Genomic DNA, 17856 nt, shown 5'->3' on the forward strand with positions numbered 1-17856 from the left:
AATTTAACATGAGTTCGTTTGATCAGTCTTTTGCAACCTCATTGGAACAATATGCTGAACTGGTGGTCAAGGTTGGTGTGAACATTCAGAAGGGACAGGATCTGCTGGTGACAGCACCCATTGAAACACTGGAATTCACCCGTCTGATCGTCCAAAAAGCATACGCAGCCGGAGCCAATTATGTACAAGTTGATTTCGAGGACGATAAAATTACACGCAGTCGTTTTGAGCAAGGTTCGGACGACAGCTTTGACTATTATCCGGCGTGGAAAGGTGACATGATGGAACGGTTCGCCGAAGCTGGTGGGGCAACGCTGACGATCAAAGTACCTGATCCGGATCTGTACAACGGAATCGAAGCGAGCAAAGTGTCCCGTGCTACGAAGGCAGCAGCAGAAGCGCGCAAAGGATACTCCAAATATACACGTAACCATGAGATCAGCTGGTGTCTGATCAAAGCACCTACGAAGGCATGGGCGAATAAAGTATTTGCCGATATTCCTGAGGAAGATCGCATCAACGTGATGTGGGATACCATCTTCAAGATGAATCGTGTAGACGGCGGAGATGCCGTACAGAACTGGAAAGAGCATATCCAGACGTTGAACAAGATGAGTGATCTGCTGAATGAGAAAAATTACAAGAGCCTGCACTATCGTGCACCAGGTACGGATCTGAAAATTGAACTGGTGGGCAACCATATTTGGGGCGGAGGAGGCAGTGAAAACAAACAAGGTGTCTACACTGTAGCAAACATGCCAACAGAAGAGGTATTCACGATGCCAAAGCGCAGCGGTGCTAACGGTTATGTTAGCAGCACGATGCCGCTGAACCTGAACGGGCAGCTTGTTGATCAGATGCGAATTACGTTCAAGGATGGTCAGGTTGTTGCTTACACAGCGGCTTCTGGCGAAGAGCACCTGAAGAATCTTTTTGCTACAGATGAAGGGGCCCGTTATTTGGGAGAAGTCGCGCTGGTGCCGCATAATTCCCCAATTTCGAACCTGAACCGTATTTTCTACAATACGGGTATTGATGAGAACGCATCCTGCCATCTGGCTGTTGGAAGTGCATATCCGTTCAATATGAAGGATGGCACAACGATGTCGAATGAAGAACTGCTGAAACATGAATGTAATGTAAGTCTCACGCATGTTGATTTCATGATTGGTTCCGCGGAGCTGGATATCGATGGGGAGTTGCAGGATGGCACGGTAGAGCCGGTATTCCGTAAAGGAAACTGGGCGTTCCAGGTCTGAATCAAATAAATAACAGTTGTAAGTAGAGAAAAGTGACTTCCATGGGAGTCACTTTTCTATTTCAGAAAAGCTAACATGTTATAAAAAAATACATAGTGTTATTTGGGAAACTTGCTAAAACATTGATTCAGTAGGGGACTCACCACAGAAATGATAGTCTGGTAGCATTGAAAACCTCTCATGGAACTCTTAGAATAGGAACGAAATGACATTTAAATAGTGAACGTATACAAAGTAGATAGGGAGGAGATTCGAAGATGAGCATGGATGGAATGGATATCACAAATGCCTTCACGGATGAACATTTCAAGCAATACATATTAGTGAATTATTGTGATCAGCGAGGTTATATTCATGCACAAGATGTAAGTGGAATCGAAATATTAGAGCTTCCCAAAGTCGGTATGAAAAACCTTCAAGGGATAGAATATTTTACGGAGCTTAAGTTGCTCGATTGCTCATATAATGCGTTGACCAGTCTCAATGTTGAACATAATCTTAAATTGGAAACATTGTTATGCAGAGAAAATCAAATGGTTGAGTTGCTTCTTCACTCCAATACAGAGCTGGAAACATTGGATTGCAGCTTTAATCGATTACGTAAACTGGATTTCTCGCGGAATCAGAAACTTAAGTCAGTTGAGTGTCATTGGAACCTGCTTTCTGAGCTGAACGTAAGTCATCTTAAACCATTAGAGAGACTGGCTTGCAGCTACAATACACTTTTCTCACTGGATACCACAAATAACGATCAGCTAATACATCTGGATTGTGCGAACAATGATCTCACCGAGCTTGATGTTGCAGGATGTCCCGCTTTAATTGAGCTTCGCTGTCATCATAACCATCTGAAAAATTTGAACCTCCGTTCCAATCAACGGCTTGAAAGTGTGCGTTGTTTCCATAATCATATCCGTGAGTTGCAACTGATTCATAATTTGGAGTTAGTAGAGCTATATTGTTCTGAAAATAAACTGAAATCGCTCGATATAAGCCATAACTCCAAGCTGGAGCGAATTCAGTATGGCGATAATCTGATCGTTGAACCGGATCATGAAGTACCGGGTATGGGTACATTTCAATATGATAATGAAACGACCGTTTATTATTTGAATATGCAAGACGAAGGAAGAGAACTGCGAGTGACCGCACAAATTTCAACGAAGGCCGGTATGGATGCGTTGTCTGCTTCCTTCGAAGCTGTATGGGAAGAATGGCCTGTTCTGCGGGAACGGGCGCTTCATATCATTGGCAAAGCTCATCCCGATGAGGATACAAGCACATTGGTGCTGGCGGATGCAGAATTTCAAGCAGACGGCAGCTTAAAACTGGGATTTGATGCCGGAGATACGCCAGCCGGACAGCTCTACATCTATGCCGAATTTGATAGCGGTCTTCAGATCTCGAATGAGTTGATTTACGAAACGTATTGAAGTGAATAGTGCATTATAAAGTTACAAAAATAAAAAGCCACGATTTCGTGGCTTTTTAAATATCTCATTACAGAAAAGATGGCGATGGAGAAAAAATTGCATGATCAGTTTTAAATCAAAAGATAAACCAGATAGATTGTAGCTGATAGAATAATGATCATGTTGCCGTATAGTCTAACTGATAGTTATGAGTTGATGTAGATACGATTTGGTTTATTCAGCGTTCATTTTATTAAAGCTGACATATTCATGAATGGGCTTGCGGTATCCACGCGGGCGCTGTTTAGATTCGTTCTTTTTGCCAATCGTAATCATCATTGCAGGTACGTAGTGATCTGGAATGCCCAAGCTCTGCTGCAGTTCCTCGGCATCAAAGCCAATCATCGGACAAGTGTCCCAGCCGCGATCTTGAGCAATCAGCATGAATTGCATCGCTGACAAGCTGGCGTTACGGATGGCATCCTCACGTTGAAAGAATCTGCCACGAGTTTCATAAAATTCAATAACACTTTGGGACTCCTGTTCGTATTGGAACGGTGTCAGTGCCCCCAGATTAAGCAGTCCTTCGTTAATCGTACGAATATGATGATGAGCGTTAACATCACCTAATACCACGATGACCGCAGAAGCTGTTTTCACTTTATATTGCTGCGAAGCTTCATACACTTTTTCTTTCTGAGCTTCATCGGTCAATACAAGATAGTGAGTGTGTTGCAGGTTAAATGCGGATGGCGCGAATTTGTTCAAAGCAAACATATCCTGTAGTTCCGATTCCGAAATTGCAATTCCTTCTTCAAAAGTAACAGCTGATCTGCGGTTTTTAATTAATTCGTTTAATTCGCTCATGTTGTTTACCTCACTTATGTATAATTTGCTTGCTTGTAAAGTGAATATAACATACTTAATTACTTTATGTAAGTATTATTTTTGAATAAGACAAGATGTACTCGCCATACGCTAGTAGAAAACAGCAGAGGTGAGTCATGATATCGTTCATCCACAGATTAAAATCAGCAAGGCTGCACCATCATGAGTTCCGGGTGTATGTCGTCAAATCCTCTACCCTGAAAAAGTTTGTGGTAGTGGAACTCATACTGGGTTATCTGGTGTACAATGTGGCCCTTTATCTGTGCCATAATGATTTGCTGGCAGGCGCAAGCTCATGGGCGGGAACGGAAGGCGTGAAACGGTTGCCACCCTTGTTCCGGCGTATTGTCGGAGTTTGAAACGTTTGAAGTTTCGCTTCTAGTGCCTTGATCCCTGGGCCACGCTTGCCTGCACGGCATCTCGCCAGAATGTATTGGCAGAATAGCTGTAATAAGCATGTTGCGAGTGGCGTGGATCATACACTTCATTGGAGAAGGGGCATCTTTGCCCCGTTCTCCGGGTTTATTTTTGCCGAAAAGTTGGATTGAACATCAAGTGTGAACAGAATATTATGCGTATGCGCCCCACAAGCATAGTAATCCGCATAAGCAGAACAGGGTTATAGAAATATAAAGTTAAATGTTTATTTTGCTCGTTCCAGATATTGCTCGAGTGTGAGTTTTTGGCTAGTAATCTCCCCAGCGATATAAACTCCGACATACCGGACATGCCACGGTTCATAAGAGTACCCGGTCAGTTTTTCTTGATTCTTGCCGTACCGGATGATAAATCCGTATTTGTGGGCATTGGCTTTGAGCCATTTGCCTTCTTTGGTGTTGCCGAAGCTTTGCTGCAGATCATATCCGGCCGAAGCGCTGGAAATATCCATGGCTAGACCGGTTTGGTGCTCGCTCTGCCCTGGGCGGGCGCTCGTTTTGTTGGCGACAGCTTCGCCTTTAACGCTGGCATTGCGGTCAAAGATTGATTTTTGCGTAGCGTAAGAACGATAGCCGGAAACGGCTTTGATATCGATACCGTCTTTTTGGGCTGCAGCAAATAATTTCTCAATGGCCGCTGCAGCAACTTTGCGCATTTGCTTTTTCGGACTGGAGCCGGAGAAGCTGAATGGAATATTAGGAACAACCAGATCCTTCGGTGCATAGGTGGATGGCAGGTTTCTTTTTTTATTCACAAGCACAACGGTGCTGGAAAGATTCGTTACGGTGGCAACTCCTTTGCTACTGGTCGTAATGGTGCGGCTTGGCGCGTTATCATGCAAAAATTGGGAGAAGCTTGAGCTTGCAGCCGAAGCAACCGGATTGAACATTTGGTTGATTGGAAGTGTAGTAAACGCCGTGCCTGCAAGCACTGAGCCAATTAGAAGTGTCGATATGATGGATTTGCGCGTAAATGATGACATGATGGGAGTTCCTCCTTGGAATATATTAATCTATAAACCAAGTATACTGGAGGATTATATCCAGAGGTTCTCCAAATGTTTCCGACTTGTAAACAAAGTTTGCTAGAATCTCTTTTTTGTTCATGATGTGCTGTCCGAAGGCATGAAGTCGGGAGGGATAAAGTGAGGATCAGAGTGAGTTGGAAAGTGAGAACGAAAAACTGGAGAGCAGAGTTCAGTTCGGGACGATATACAGAGAAGATGATGAATGATTAGCGAGCGTGAATGGTGAAAACAGTAGTGCGGACATATGCAAAAAAATCTAACGATCACCAGAGACGTTATTTGCCGCTTTTTTCGCGTTTTGGAATTGTAACGATCACCAGAGAGCTTATTTTGGAAAAATAGTCCGTTTTTCAGCCTCAAAGGCTGTTTTCTGAACAAATAACGTTACTGGTGATCGTTAGAATTCCAATCCATCGATTTTGGGCGAAATAAGGTTCCTCATGATCGTTAGAATTCGAGCCAAGCATGAAGTGCTAGAGTAAGCTAGGAAAACCTTTGTGTAGATACAGCAGGCAGTAGCCTTTGGATTGGGAGTGGTTAGATGAGTCTGCATCCTGAAAACAAACATGCCTTTTTCCGAGGGTGATGCTTTCATCCAAGCATAAGGATGCTCTGCTTACCTGCTGTTCATTACAGCGTACATGCATTAATAGCACCAGGGGTCCCCACAGCGGCAGCGCGTGCATCACGAAGGCGAAGGTTACTGCTAATTACCCCGGAGTCACTGCTGAGCGTAAAGGCAGGATAGTTGTCTTGTGCATTCAGTTTCATGCTGGATTCCAGATTAAGCTGGTGCTTAGGGTCAACGTAGAAGGGAACAAGATTCGTTTCAATCTGCTCATCCAGTGTGGCTGGTTCATCCACGATCAGCATAACGACAACGCCATTACATCCGCAGCCTTCCATGTCATAAAATACTTTGAAATACCCGGGTTGGTCATTCAGACTTTCCGTTAAACGTTTTGCTGCCAGATCTGTAATTTGAATATGCATGGTCTGCACTCCTTTTTATATAAGTTCGTTCTAAATGAAAAAAGATTCACTGTGCTTCTTATGCCATTATACCACCTTGTCGAAAAATAAATCACACGAGGTAAATCTACAGGAAATGTCGAATAGGAAATAAACGAAATATAAATTCATTATTGAAGAAAGGATGAAATTGACGATGTCATCGAACTTTGTTCAGATTAACGAAGGCAAATGGACAACCGAGCCTGCCCATACTCAACATGACGGGGAGAGATTGATTGTAGAGGCGCATGAGGGCAGTGATTTTTGGGAAGAGACGTTCTATGGCTTCTGCCATCGGAATGGGCATGCATTGCTTGCACCGTGGAATAGTGGGGAGGCTGTTGAAGTTTCGTTTGATCTAAGTTCTTTTACAGAATTATATGATCAGGCGGGACTTATGTTGTGGCATGGAGAGCATCAGTGGATTAAAGCCGGGGTGGAAGTCAACGATGGTATTGTGCATGTGGGTGCTGTTGTCACAGATCAATTCTCGGATTGGTCGCTGTCACCCGTGCCTGAATGGGGAGGTCGAATTGTTACCATTCGTGCATCATACCATCAGGAATCCGTTGTCATTCGTGCACGTACGGACGAACATCCATGGCGTACTATCCGGGTAGCCAGATTTGCTTATCCTGCGGAGAAGCAGGCAGGGCCGTTCCTTTGCTCGCCCAAACGGGCAGGATTTGAGGTTGCTTTTACAAGATGGGCCTATACAGCACCGGACGAAGACTTGCATACCGATCCACCGATTAACGATTAGACGCGTGAGTATAACAGAAATAGACTCTATAAGGGAATCAGTGCATATAAAGTGAATCCAAGATATGAGTCGCAGGCTGAAAATTAAATCATATTGCATATGAAAATATCTGAAATTCAAAAGAAGCAGCTATCATATATAGAAAAGTTGCTTCTTTTAAATGTCTTGCTGAAACGTTGGGCGATAATGGTTGGAAAGTACGTTGTAAGAACACGCACTGGAGAGGTTAAACGTCAGTAAATCGTGTCGCCAAACATGGTACGAATACCAAACTTCATTTTTCTGCTTATTCTTGTTAAGCTAACGGGAAGTTATTCGTAATTTTCAGGGAATGTAAACATCTAAATAACCTAAGAAACGAGGCGGCATACAATTTATGGGAGGAACGAATGTATGGGATGCGGAGTGGGAGGTTAACGAAGAGCAGGCGCGGACGCTGATCGGCAGACAATTTCCTCAGCTGTCATCGAAGGAAGTGAAGCGATTAGGATGGGGCTGGGACAATACGGTTTTTCTCATCGGTGACGAGTACGTGTTCCGGTTTCCAAGAAGAACGATTGCAGTTGGCTCGATTCGTATGGAAGGGGAACTGCTGCCGAAGCTGGAGGCATATATGACCATCCCCTATCCGAAACCGTTGTTTTATGGCGAAGCAAGTGACGAATACCCGGCACCATTTCTCGGCTATGCCCACATGCCAGGAGATTTCCCAATCGGTTTGACGGAAGAGTGCCGGGCTTTATCGGCAGAGACGCTGGCGAAATTTTTGCGGAGATTGCATGAGTTTCCGGTGCAGGCGGCGCTGAAGTGCGGAGTTCAGCAAGATCATCGAAACTTGACGGACATCGCATCGCGCAAAGTGAAATTGGAGGGCTTTCTGTCGAAGGTGGTTGAACACTTGACGCCGGATGAGTTTGGTGTGATCGAAGCGTATATTAGCAGGCTGCAAAAGGACCGTGTCGAGGCGGTGAATACACTGCTACATGGAGATCTTCATTTCAAAAATATGCTTGTGGATGAGAACGGGATTGTTTCCGGCATCATTGATTGGGGTGATCTGAGCGTAGGTCATCCGGCTTGCGATTTGAGCATTGCTTATAGCTTTTTACCACCTTACGCTCGCGGGATGTTTTTCGAAACGTACGGAGGAGTGGACGAGGAAACGAAGCTGCTGGCGCGGCTGATCGCGGTATACATACCCATACTGATCTTAATGCAAGCGGTCGATGACGGGAATGAAACGATTGCGGCAGAGGCGAAATCCAACATCATGCGGGCATTGTCGGATTAGGCTCATTATTTCGTTTCGGCTATGGGGCTATAGCTATCGGCACCATTTTGGCGTTTAAAATCGCGATAAGGTACGATCCGCCTTCTTTGACGCCGCTTTATATCGAGGAACACGAAATTCAACAGAGTAAGATTGCGCTAACGGGACACGATTGTAATAAACCGCCTTTTCAAAAGGCGGTTTTCTTAATGGTCAAATATCAACATTAGATGGCCTTAATGTTTATCGTGTTACACTCAACGAATGCTCAAGAGGCAGCTAGTGAAATATTGTATTCTTGCAGAGAATGCTCAAGCTCGTTCTTTTCATAAGTTGGCTCGATGAACGGTTAGAGGTGGCGCTGTGTTACATTCTAAAATAAATTTGCCTCTGTACTGATCTGGTCACTTCTTTTCAGATTCCTGAGTGTGCTCGGCCTCTAGTTGTTCTTCCTTGTCTTGCATTTCACGCATACGTTCTTCGTAATCATCCAGGAACCATAGCGGGTCCATATTTTCTTCCTCACCGTTATAGTTGATAAGGATTTCTTCGCCAGCTTTGATGTCTTTATAGGCGTAGAAATCAAAGGTGTGATTTTCGAAGTTAATATCATACGTGGCGTTCGGTTCATAGGAGTGATTAATCAGACTGCCATATCCAAGAAGAATCGCGGTATGATTGGCTCCGTATTCGAAGACGTAATCTTCCAGAATCGTTTTTTCAATATGTTCGTGATCTTCATTCGGATAAGGCACAACGGGTGCCTGATGGATCAATTGACCTTTGGCGATATCCACTGTAGCAAATACCCCGCGATTAAACTCACCACCGTCACCCAATCTGGACTGTTTTACTTCAATCATGACATTCACCTGATGCTCTCGCTGAGAGCTCCGTTCTATAATATGGTCGTACTTCGTTTAAGGCAAAATTTTACCGCATACGCCGGGATAAGGCAAATGGAACATCATTTTTAGGATCAATTTTGAAATAGGGCGTTGAGTTGTGCGGGAGATAACGCTTATAATATACAAAGAATGAAGTCTATATAGAAAAGGTGTCATGAATGAGCATATTAAATGTAGAAAAATTAAGTCACGGTTTTGGTGACCGTGCTATCTTTAACAACGTTTCATTCCGCCTGCTTAAGGGTGAGCACATTGGGCTGATCGGGGCGAATGGAGAAGGTAAATCCACCTTCATGAATATCATTACAGGTAAACTTCAGCCGGATGAGGGCAAAGTGGAATGGTCGAAGCGTATGCGTGTAGGTTATTTAGACCAACATGCGGTGCTGAGCAAAGGACAGTCGATTCGCGATGTGCTGCGCAGTGCATTCCAATACCTGTTTGACATGGAACAGGAAATGAACGACATGTACGGCAAGATGGGCGACGTTACGCCAGAGGAACTGGAGCAGTTACTGGAGGATGTAGGTACCATTCAGGATACACTGACGAACCAGGACTTTTACATGATCGATGCCAAAGTGGACGAAACCGCGCGTGGTTTGGGTTTGACCGACATCGGTCTGGACAAGGACGTTAACGACCTGAGCGGTGGACAACGCACGAAAGTATTGCTCGCCAAACTGTTGCTGGAAAAACCGGATATTCTTCTCCTCGACGAGCCGACGAACTATTTGGATGAACAGCATATTGAGTGGCTGAAACGTTATCTGCAGGAATATGAAAATGCATTTATTCTCATCTCACACGATATTCCGTTCCTAAATAGCGTAATCAACCTTATTTACCACATGGAAAATCAGGATCTAACACGTTATGTGGGCGATTACAACCACTTCCAGGAAGTTTACGAGATGAAGAAGCAACAACTGGAATCGGCGTACAAGCGTCAGCAGCAAGAGATTGCAGATCTGAAAGACTTCGTAGCGCGTAACAAAGCCAGCGTGGCAACACGCAACATGGCGATGTCCAGACAGAAAAAGCTCGACAAGATGGACGTGATCGAACTCGCTAAGGATAAACCGAAGCCACAGTTCAACTTCCGTGATGCAAGAACGTCGGGCAAGCTTATTTTTGAAACCAAAGGCCTGGTCATTGGATATAATGAACCATTGTCCAGACCGCTTGATCTTCGGATGGAGCGTGGTCAGAAAATTGCTCTGGTCGGTGCAAACGGTATCGGTAAAACTACCCTGATGCGTAGCATTTTGGGTGAAATTCAGCCTTTGGAAGGCAATGTCCAGCGAGGAGAACATCTGGAGATCGGATACTTCCAACAAGAGATGAAGGATGCCAATTACAATACATGTATTGAAGAAATCTGGCAGGAGTTCCCTTCCTATACCCAGTTTGAAGTGCGTGCGGCCCTGGCGAAGTGTGGACTTACCACCAAACATATCGAGAGCAAGGTTGCAGTTCTCAGCGGTGGCGAGAAAGCGAAAGTCCGTCTCTGCAAGCTGATCAATAATGAAACCAACCTGCTGGTGCTCGATGAGCCGACGAACCATTTGGACGTGGATGCGAAGGATGAGCTGAAACGTGCGCTTCAAGCGTACAAAGGCAGCATTCTGCTAATCTCGCACGAACCTGAATTTTATCGTGATGTCGTTACAGACACATGGAACTGCGAATCCTGGACGACAAAAGTATTCTAAAAGAGCAGGTTGTTTTGAACAACCGGTAACCATATCCCGGTTCCTGATAAAGGTGAAGACGCGTATTTTACTTGCAGATCGCAGGTGGAATACGCGTTTTTTGTCATATCAGCGGGAAGGGGGAAATAGGACAAAAGGATGGTTGACAGTAGGAAAGGCAAACGATATTCTAGTTTTAGAAAGCGGTTACATACTGGAGCTGGGAAACCTGTTTTATGGCATGGCAAGAAAGATACGTTACTGCTTTGTAACGTTCGATATTGCACTTGGCAGAGAAAATGGGTCTTTTTTTGAGCTTGAATGAAACCGGTTTCATTAGCGTCTATTTTCTAAAGCAAAGGAGCGAATCGATATTGGATAAATTCAGAAAACCGATTGTGATTATGTTATCTGCAGCCATGGTATTATCTTCAGGGCCTTTGATGTACCCGAACAGGGTTCATGCAGATGAACCTGTTACTCCTGGATTGTGGGTACAAGACGATTTTTCCGATGGAGACTATACCTCTTCGCCTGAATGGCAGGTCATCTCTGGCAATTGGCAAGTAGTATCAGATCCCCAGGATGCATCTAACAAGGTTCTTTTTCAAAATGGTACCGATGAAGGCTTCATTATGACTGGAGATTCCATAGCGGATAAGACGGTGTCAATGCGTTTTTATACAGGGGCAGGTGAAGGGTTTCCCGGCATTTTGCCACGTTTTCAAGACAAGAACAACTACTATTATTTTCAAATGCATGAGCCCAGTAATAAACTGGTTTTTAGCAAAAAAGTAAATGGTACAGATACCACGCTCAAGTCAGTGGATTATACGTTTAGTAAAAATACGTGGTATACACTTAAAGTGGCGCTTTCAGGCACCTCCATTCGTGGTTACATCGTCGAAAATGGAATGGATCGTGTGGTTTTTGATCTGAACGATATGTCGATTACAACAGGCACAGTTGGCATTCGAAACAAGTGGCAGACCGTACATATTGATGATGTAATGATTGCGGAGCCGCCGCGAGTGAACGAAACGGTGCTGACAAGTGATGGAGAGACGGCATCATCCGTTTCTTTACATTGGTCTGAGATTGAAGGGGCATCGGGGTATCGGTTGTATCGCTCGAACACGCAGGAAGGAGGTTACTCGCTTGTAAATCAGGTGACATCAACAAGTTATGTCGACAAAGGGTTAAGCTCGGATACGCCTTATCACTACAGACTTGCTTATGACTATGGAGGGTTAACCGAGTCGCAGTGGTCTGCTCCAATCGAAGTTAAAACCGCTGCCGAGGCTCCGCAGTCTCCGGGTGATCTCAAGGCATCGGCATTGTCACCTACAAGCGTGCAATTGACCTGGAGTGCTGTGAATAAGGCAAGTGCTTATCGTATTGTTCGCGCCGAGCAAGGAACACAGGTATATGAACAGGTATACGACGGTAAGACGTTAACGTTCACTGATCAGGGTCTTGAGGCGGGCAAAGGCTACATTTATCGCGTGACCGCGTATAATGCTGCTGGCGAATCGGCCTATCGTGAGGTAGAGTCCCAAACGTATGCAACGGACTCTCCTTCCGGATTTACCATTGCTGCTGTAACGGATAAGTCGGTCTCTTTGCAGTGGAATGCACTGCCTGGATCTAATGCATCTGACGTTTCTTACACCGTATCGAGGGCAACGAGTGCTGCGGGCACATACCAGCCAGTCTATACAGGGAGTGCAACGACGTTGACTGATGGAGGTTTAACGATGGGCACCGGTTACTTCTACACCATTCAAGCCAAAGTAGGTGGGAAGGATACACCTGTGTCTGCACCGCTGGGTGTATCCACGGTTCGCACGAGTTTTACGCCAGGGCAGTTATGGCCGGATCAGAACGGGAAGCCAATTGATGCCCATGGCGCGGGGTTCTTTTACGATGAAAAGACAGAACAGTATTATTGGTACGGAGAGTACCATACAGGCGGCTGGCCCGCTGTGGGGGTACGCGTGTACGCCTCCAAAGATCTGATGAATTGGACTGACGAAGGCATGGCGCTTACGATGCTGCAATCGATGGATGATTTTGATACGAACCCGCTCATTAAAGAATTGTATGCTGGACGCGAGGATCGTGTGGACATCTGGGCAGATATTCGCAAAGGACGGATCATCGAGCGCCCGAAGGTCATTTACAATGATAAAACGAAGAAATATGTGATGTGGGCACATATGGATGGAGATAAAGATCCCTATAACGACAATGCGAATTACGGTAAAGCAAAGGCTGGATATGCCATCAGTGACTCACCGACTGGACCTTTTGTATATCAGAAAAGTTACCGCATGGATCTCGCCCCTGAAGGGGAGAAAGATTACTTCCCGAATGATCGGGGCATGGCTCGTGATATGACATTGTTCAAAGATGATGATGGCACCGGTTATCTCATTTATTCCAGTGAGGAAAATCTGACATTGTACATTTCCAAACTGACTGAGGATTACAGTGACGTCACAGGCTGGCATAAGGAAGGGCGCAAAGATGATAAAGGCAATCCGGTTCGGGATACGACGTATCAAGCCGAGTACGGTGTAGACTATGTCCGGGTATTCCCCGGTGGACAACGAGAGGCACCAGCGATGTTCAAGTACCAAGGGAAGTATTATATGTTAACCTCAGGTGCTTCGGGCTGGGCTCCCAACGAAAATAAGGTCACGGTTGCGGATCATATCTTTGGACCTTGGTCGGCGATGACGAATCCGTTTGTGCGCACGTTGCCGAGTGATCCTGATCCTGGCAAGGCGTTTGGCACACAGACGACTTCGGTCATCCCGGTTGACCCGGAAAAGGGCAAGTTTATTTATGTGGGAGACACTTGGAACGGAGGAACCTTTGCGAATGATGGAGCCAAGTATGTATTTTTGCCAATTGAGTTTGGCATAGGTTCAGACATTGCCATCAAGTGGTATACCAGCTGGACACCTGGTTTACTTAACTCGATGGGCAAGGTAGATATCGCAGATAAGTTGCCAGAAACCGTGAAGCTTGGAGAGGTACCCGTCCTGCCGTCCACAGTGAAGGTGCGTGAAGGTAGCAATTTGGTGGCAACACCAGCTATTTGGACGATTAATCATCGGGCGATGACAAAAGAAGATTTTGCGAAGCCAGGGCCTCTTACGTTACAGATCACGACACCTGAATTTAACAATAAGACACAGGCGGTTCGTGTATACGTCATTCCAGAGAACACCTTATATTTTGTGAATAGCGGAGGTTATGAGACGTCAGATTACAAGCTAATGAGTGAGTATATGAAAGACACGCTTTTGCATTCTGGAATTATAGATCAGATGTATGCTCCGGGGGAAGGGCATTCATGGGGATATGTCAGTGCCGATGCCTTGCCTTCCGGTTCGAACGGTGGAGATATTTTCTCGACGGTGCGCTACCTGAATGGTGGTAATGTCAGCAACTCTCCCAAAGGCAAGGATCTGACCTATAGCTTTGATGTGCCAAACGGTAAATATGACGTGTATGCGGGATTCAATGATCCGTGGACCAATACTTCACGCCGAGCGGATTTCCTTATAAACGGTACGAATACAGGTGCAGTCACGTTTACACCTGCGAGTGTTCGAGCTCATAAAAGTATAGAAGTGTCCAACGGCAAGCTGGATATAACGGTGCGTAATACGGCATCACAGGATCCGATGATCAGCTGGATCATGATTGCAAAGCCTGTTGAGAAACCTGATCCGGGTGGTAATTCCGGCGGTGATCCAGGAAATAAAAAATAACCTATATACAACTATTCTGCCAACATCTAATTTTGGCTTTTTGCATCGTTAGATGAAAGCAGAGAACTTTGTGTCATTTTGGCAGGGAACTTTATGTCAATGTACAACGTGCAAATATTTCGGGTTGGGAAATAAAAAAGCCGCTATTTTAGCGGCTTTAATGTCCTGTTCCATGGTTTAAAATTTGAATAATCGGATCTGAAAAAATAATAGTCAACAGCAATAGATTTATAACTCTGTGTTTCATATTCATTCATATCCCCTCTAGTATATTTTTGTACTTATCTATCTGAGATAATGTAGCGTAGTCTCTTAGCTTCTCAAACAAAGAGACATATTTAATGGACTTATCGTTACTAATTTTAGACGATATTGCTAAACACTCCAGTATATTATGAATTGCAGTCTCCTGATCAGACGTTCTAATCTTATATAGTGCGTACTCGTACATGTACTTTAAATATGCTGGCATGTCTTCTTGTCGTATAGATTTTCTTACCCTCTCACTAGCATGTTCTTCAAACATATGCTGGTAGTCACTAACCTGTAAATCATTAATGCGGTTAGCTTCTAATAATGTTAGTAATCCAGCAGTGGTTTCTTCACGATTCTCTTGTATAAAAGAGATGTATTTACCTATGTTATCATTTATACCCTCTAATAAATCCAACACTATGAGATTGAGTTTTGATGTATTGGCATAAAACTCAATCTCCGATTGGGCTTCATCATCAGGGTTAACAACCCAGCCAAAATCTCCATATTTAAGAATACACTCCCTTGACTTGTCAAATTCATAAAGTTTTTGGTACGCAATTCCCTGCATCAATAATGCGTAACCTATATAATAAATTATAGTTCTTTTTGTATGTAAGATGGTATCTGCTGATATAATTTGCATATTATAAGCTTGCAACGAATCTTCATATAAATCCTCAGATAATCTAAGGACTTCATGCCAGTTATCGAATCCATATGCCATTCTAAGAAGTTTAACCGCAGAGTCTAGTTCGCCATGATAGTATAATTTACTAGACATGCTTGACCTCCTTCTTTTATTCCATTATATAACACTATATAACTTAATTTACCATTGGTCAAACATATTGCATAAAATTACAGATCAAACTGTCAATCTGTTAAATCTCAATATTTATGCTGTATTTGTGATAAATCAAATAACCCAACATCTACTTGTGAGACATTGGTTCAAAACATTGGTGATGATGAAAATCGAACCCACAAACAGTTTAAGATACTCTGTAAAGGCACTGCTTGCTCTAACCTGACTTCAGGTCAAAGCAAGCTTTTTTTGCTGTTCATTGTCGATGGCTGCTGATAAAGTGTAGATCGAACATTTGCACGTTTTGTTCCTTTATCAGAGAAACTGATAAATGGTATAAAATCATTGAAATTGACCCTCAACACCCGGTGTGTTAGGTTCTAAAGAGAAGAAATTAATATGATCATTTTAGTAGGAATTAAAATTGAAGCAATGCGTGAGGTGGCAGATGGTGGAACTTCAAGTGACAAATAGTCCTTTTAATCAAGAGCAAGTAGAATTGCTCAATCGACTTATTCCTACATTGACGGACGGACAAAGACTCTGGCTAGGTGGATATATTGCAGCTTTTCAAGCCGGCACAGCAACATCACAGATCAATCTGGTTGGGCAAGCTGAAATCAATACGGCGGCTGCACCGGTTAGTGCTCCAGCTCTTTCCCGTGAGGTTACGGTACTTTACGGTTCGCAGACAGGCAATTCAATTGGACTGTCGAAAAAACTCGGCAAGAAGCTGGAAGAACAGGGGCTTCAGGTGACCTTGTCATCCATGGGAGATTTCAAACCGAACGGACTGAAGAAAATTGAAAATCTCCTGATTGTAGTCAGCACACATGGAGAAGGCGAACCGCCGGATAATGCGATTCCTTTTCATGAGTTCCTGAATAGTAAACGCGCTCCAAAGCTGGACGGACTTCGTTATTCCGTACTGGCGCTGGGAGATACTTCTTATGAATTCTTTTGCCAGACAGGCAAAGATTTTGACAAACGACTGCAGGAACTGGGCGGCACAACGCTGGTTCCGCGGGTGGACTGTGATGTAGATTTTGATGAGCCAGCCGCAGCGTGGATGAATGATGTACTTGCTTCGCTTAGCAGCACACCAGCGGTGGCCGGTTCGGTAACTAGCGAAGCGATTACAGCTGCGGTAAGCAGTGGTGAATCTGAATTTAATCGCACGAATCCGTTCAAGGCAGAGGTCCTTGAAAATCTCAACCTGAATGGCCGAGGATCCGATCGCGAGACACGCCATATTGAACTTTCTTTGGAAGGCTCCAATCTGGATTATGAACCAGGCGACAGTCTCGGTGTTTTTCCGGAGAATCACCCTCGTCTCGTAGATGAATTGATTGCAGCTATGGGGTGGAATGCAGACGAACGTGTTACGGTGAACAAGAATGGAGATCAGGTATCTGTCCATGAAGCATTACTGCGTCATTATGAAATTACATCTGTAACCAAGCCGGTGGCGGAGCAACTTGCCAAGCTGAGTCCAGCAAGCGAGTTAGCGGCACTGATAGCCAATGATTCTGAATTCCGTAAAGTCATGAACACCTGCGATCTTCTCGATGTGGTTCAGGATTATGCGCTGAAAGGTATTCCAGCTGCACAATTTCTGGCGGTTCTTCGTAAGATACCGGCACGTCTGTATTCCATTGCGAGCAGTTCCAAGTCCTTCCCGGATGAGGTTCATCTAACGGTTCGCACTGTGCGTTATGAAGCACGTGGAAGAGAACGTTACGGCGTATGCTCGGTGCATCTCGCTGAACGAATCGAGTCAGGTGACACCTTGCCGGTATATATCCAGCATAATCCGAACTTCAAATTACCTGAAAATCCGGACACACCGATCATTATGGTTGGACCTGGAACAGGGGTAGCTCCATTCCGTTCCTTCCTTGGCGAAAGAGAAGAAACGGGTGCAGAAGGAAAAACGTGGCTGTTCTATGGAGATCAGCATTTCTCTACAGACTTCCTTTACCAGACCGAGTGGCAGCGTTGGCTCAAAGATGGCGTGCTTACCAAGATGGATGTTGCCTTCTCCCGTGATACGGAACAAAAAGTATATGTACAGCACCGTATGCTGGAACATAGCAAGGAATTGTACCAATGGCTCCAGGAGGGAGCGAGTGTGTATATCTGTGGCGATGAGAAAAAAATGGCTCATGATGTTCATGCGGCGCTGATTACCATTTTACAGCAGGAAGGCGGCTTGTCGCCTGAGCAGGCTGCGGAATACATGACACGGTTGCAACAGGAGAAACGTTATCAGCGGGATGTGTATTAATCTGAGGCTGAGCCGAAGGGTTATATTCCGCAGAGACGAGAGGAGAAA

13 protein-coding genes are annotated in these 17856 nt (G+C 44.7%); 8 read left to right on the forward strand and 5 right to left on the reverse strand.

The features are described from left to right. The first annotated feature begins 8 nt into the window (after positions 1–8). The gene (locus ACUTVW_RS23095) at positions 9–1259 is read left to right on the forward strand and encodes an aminopeptidase (protein WP_445647913.1); all 1251 of its coding nucleotides are present in this window, start codon (positions 9–11) and stop codon (positions 1257–1259) included. 257 nt (positions 1260–1516) lie between these two features. Then, on the forward strand, positions 1517–2692 hold the full coding sequence (locus ACUTVW_RS23100) for a leucine-rich repeat domain-containing protein (RefSeq protein WP_445647914.1): 1176 nt from the start codon (positions 1517–1519) through the stop codon (positions 2690–2692). Between the two features lie 213 nt (positions 2693–2905). On the opposite strand, the gene ACUTVW_RS23105 is transcribed toward ACUTVW_RS23100, so the two are convergent. Further along, positions 2906–3538, reverse strand: a complete 633-nt coding sequence (locus tag ACUTVW_RS23105; protein WP_445647915.1) for a nitroreductase family protein — start codon at positions 3536–3538, stop codon at positions 2906–2908. 137 nt (positions 3539–3675) lie between these two features. Between ACUTVW_RS23105 and ACUTVW_RS23110 the strand changes: the two genes are divergently transcribed. After that, entirely contained in the window at positions 3676–3918 is a 243-nt protein-coding gene (locus ACUTVW_RS23110) for a hypothetical protein (protein WP_445647916.1), read from the forward strand. Positions 3919–4202: 284 nt separating this feature from the next. Here the strand turns inward: ACUTVW_RS23110 and ACUTVW_RS23115 are convergent, their stop codons facing one another. After that, positions 4203–4979, reverse strand: coding sequence for a M15 family metallopeptidase (locus ACUTVW_RS23115; RefSeq protein WP_445647917.1), 777 nt, complete (start codon positions 4977–4979; stop codon positions 4203–4205). A 675-nt stretch (positions 4980–5654) separates the two neighbouring features. Continuing rightward, the gene (locus ACUTVW_RS23120; protein ID WP_445647918.1) at positions 5655–6017 is read right to left on the reverse strand and encodes an iron-sulfur cluster biosynthesis family protein; all 363 of its coding nucleotides are present in this window, start codon (positions 6015–6017) and stop codon (positions 5655–5657) included. Positions 6018–6192: 175 nt separating this feature from the next. On the opposite strand from ACUTVW_RS23120, the gene ACUTVW_RS23125 reads away from it, so the two are divergent. Both ACUTVW_RS23125 and ACUTVW_RS23130 read left to right on the forward strand, forming a co-directional pair. Continuing rightward, positions 6193–6801, forward strand: a complete 609-nt coding sequence (locus ACUTVW_RS23125) for a DUF1349 domain-containing protein (RefSeq protein WP_445647919.1) — start codon at positions 6193–6195, stop codon at positions 6799–6801. A gap of 376 nt (positions 6802–7177) precedes the next feature. Then, on the forward strand, positions 7178–8092 hold the full coding sequence (locus ACUTVW_RS23130) for a phosphotransferase (RefSeq protein WP_445647920.1): 915 nt from the start codon (positions 7178–7180) through the stop codon (positions 8090–8092). 383 nt (positions 8093–8475) lie between these two features. On the opposite strand, the gene ACUTVW_RS23135 is transcribed toward ACUTVW_RS23130, so the two are convergent. Continuing rightward, positions 8476–8934: an SET domain-containing protein gene (locus ACUTVW_RS23135; RefSeq protein ID WP_445647921.1), complete on the reverse strand. Its 459-nt coding sequence runs from the start codon at positions 8932–8934 to the stop codon at positions 8476–8478. Positions 8935–9137: 203 nt separating this feature from the next. Here ACUTVW_RS23135 and ACUTVW_RS23140 point away from each other — a divergent pair, with 203 nt between their 5' ends. Continuing rightward, positions 9138–10694 (forward strand): ABC-F family ATP-binding cassette domain-containing protein, encoded by a 1557-nt coding sequence (locus tag ACUTVW_RS23140; RefSeq protein ID WP_445647922.1) that lies wholly within the window; start codon positions 9138–9140, stop codon positions 10692–10694. A 353-nt stretch (positions 10695–11047) separates the two neighbouring features. Then, on the forward strand, positions 11048–14458 hold the full coding sequence (locus tag ACUTVW_RS23145) for a fibronectin type III domain-containing protein (protein WP_445647923.1): 3411 nt from the start codon (positions 11048–11050) through the stop codon (positions 14456–14458). A gap of 253 nt (positions 14459–14711) precedes the next feature. On the opposite strand, the gene ACUTVW_RS23150 is transcribed toward ACUTVW_RS23145, so the two are convergent. After that, on the reverse strand, positions 14712–15497 hold the full coding sequence (locus tag ACUTVW_RS23150; protein WP_445647924.1) for a hypothetical protein: 786 nt from the start codon (positions 15495–15497) through the stop codon (positions 14712–14714). A 475-nt stretch (positions 15498–15972) separates the two neighbouring features. Here ACUTVW_RS23150 and ACUTVW_RS23155 point away from each other — a divergent pair, with 475 nt between their 5' ends. After that, a complete protein-coding gene (locus tag ACUTVW_RS23155; RefSeq protein ID WP_445647938.1) occupies positions 15973–17808 on the forward strand; it encodes an assimilatory sulfite reductase (NADPH) flavoprotein subunit in 1836 nt (611 codons plus the stop codon). Positions 17809–17856: the final 48 nt, after the last annotated feature.

Source organism: Paenibacillus sp. TSA_86.1, assembly GCF_052691815.1.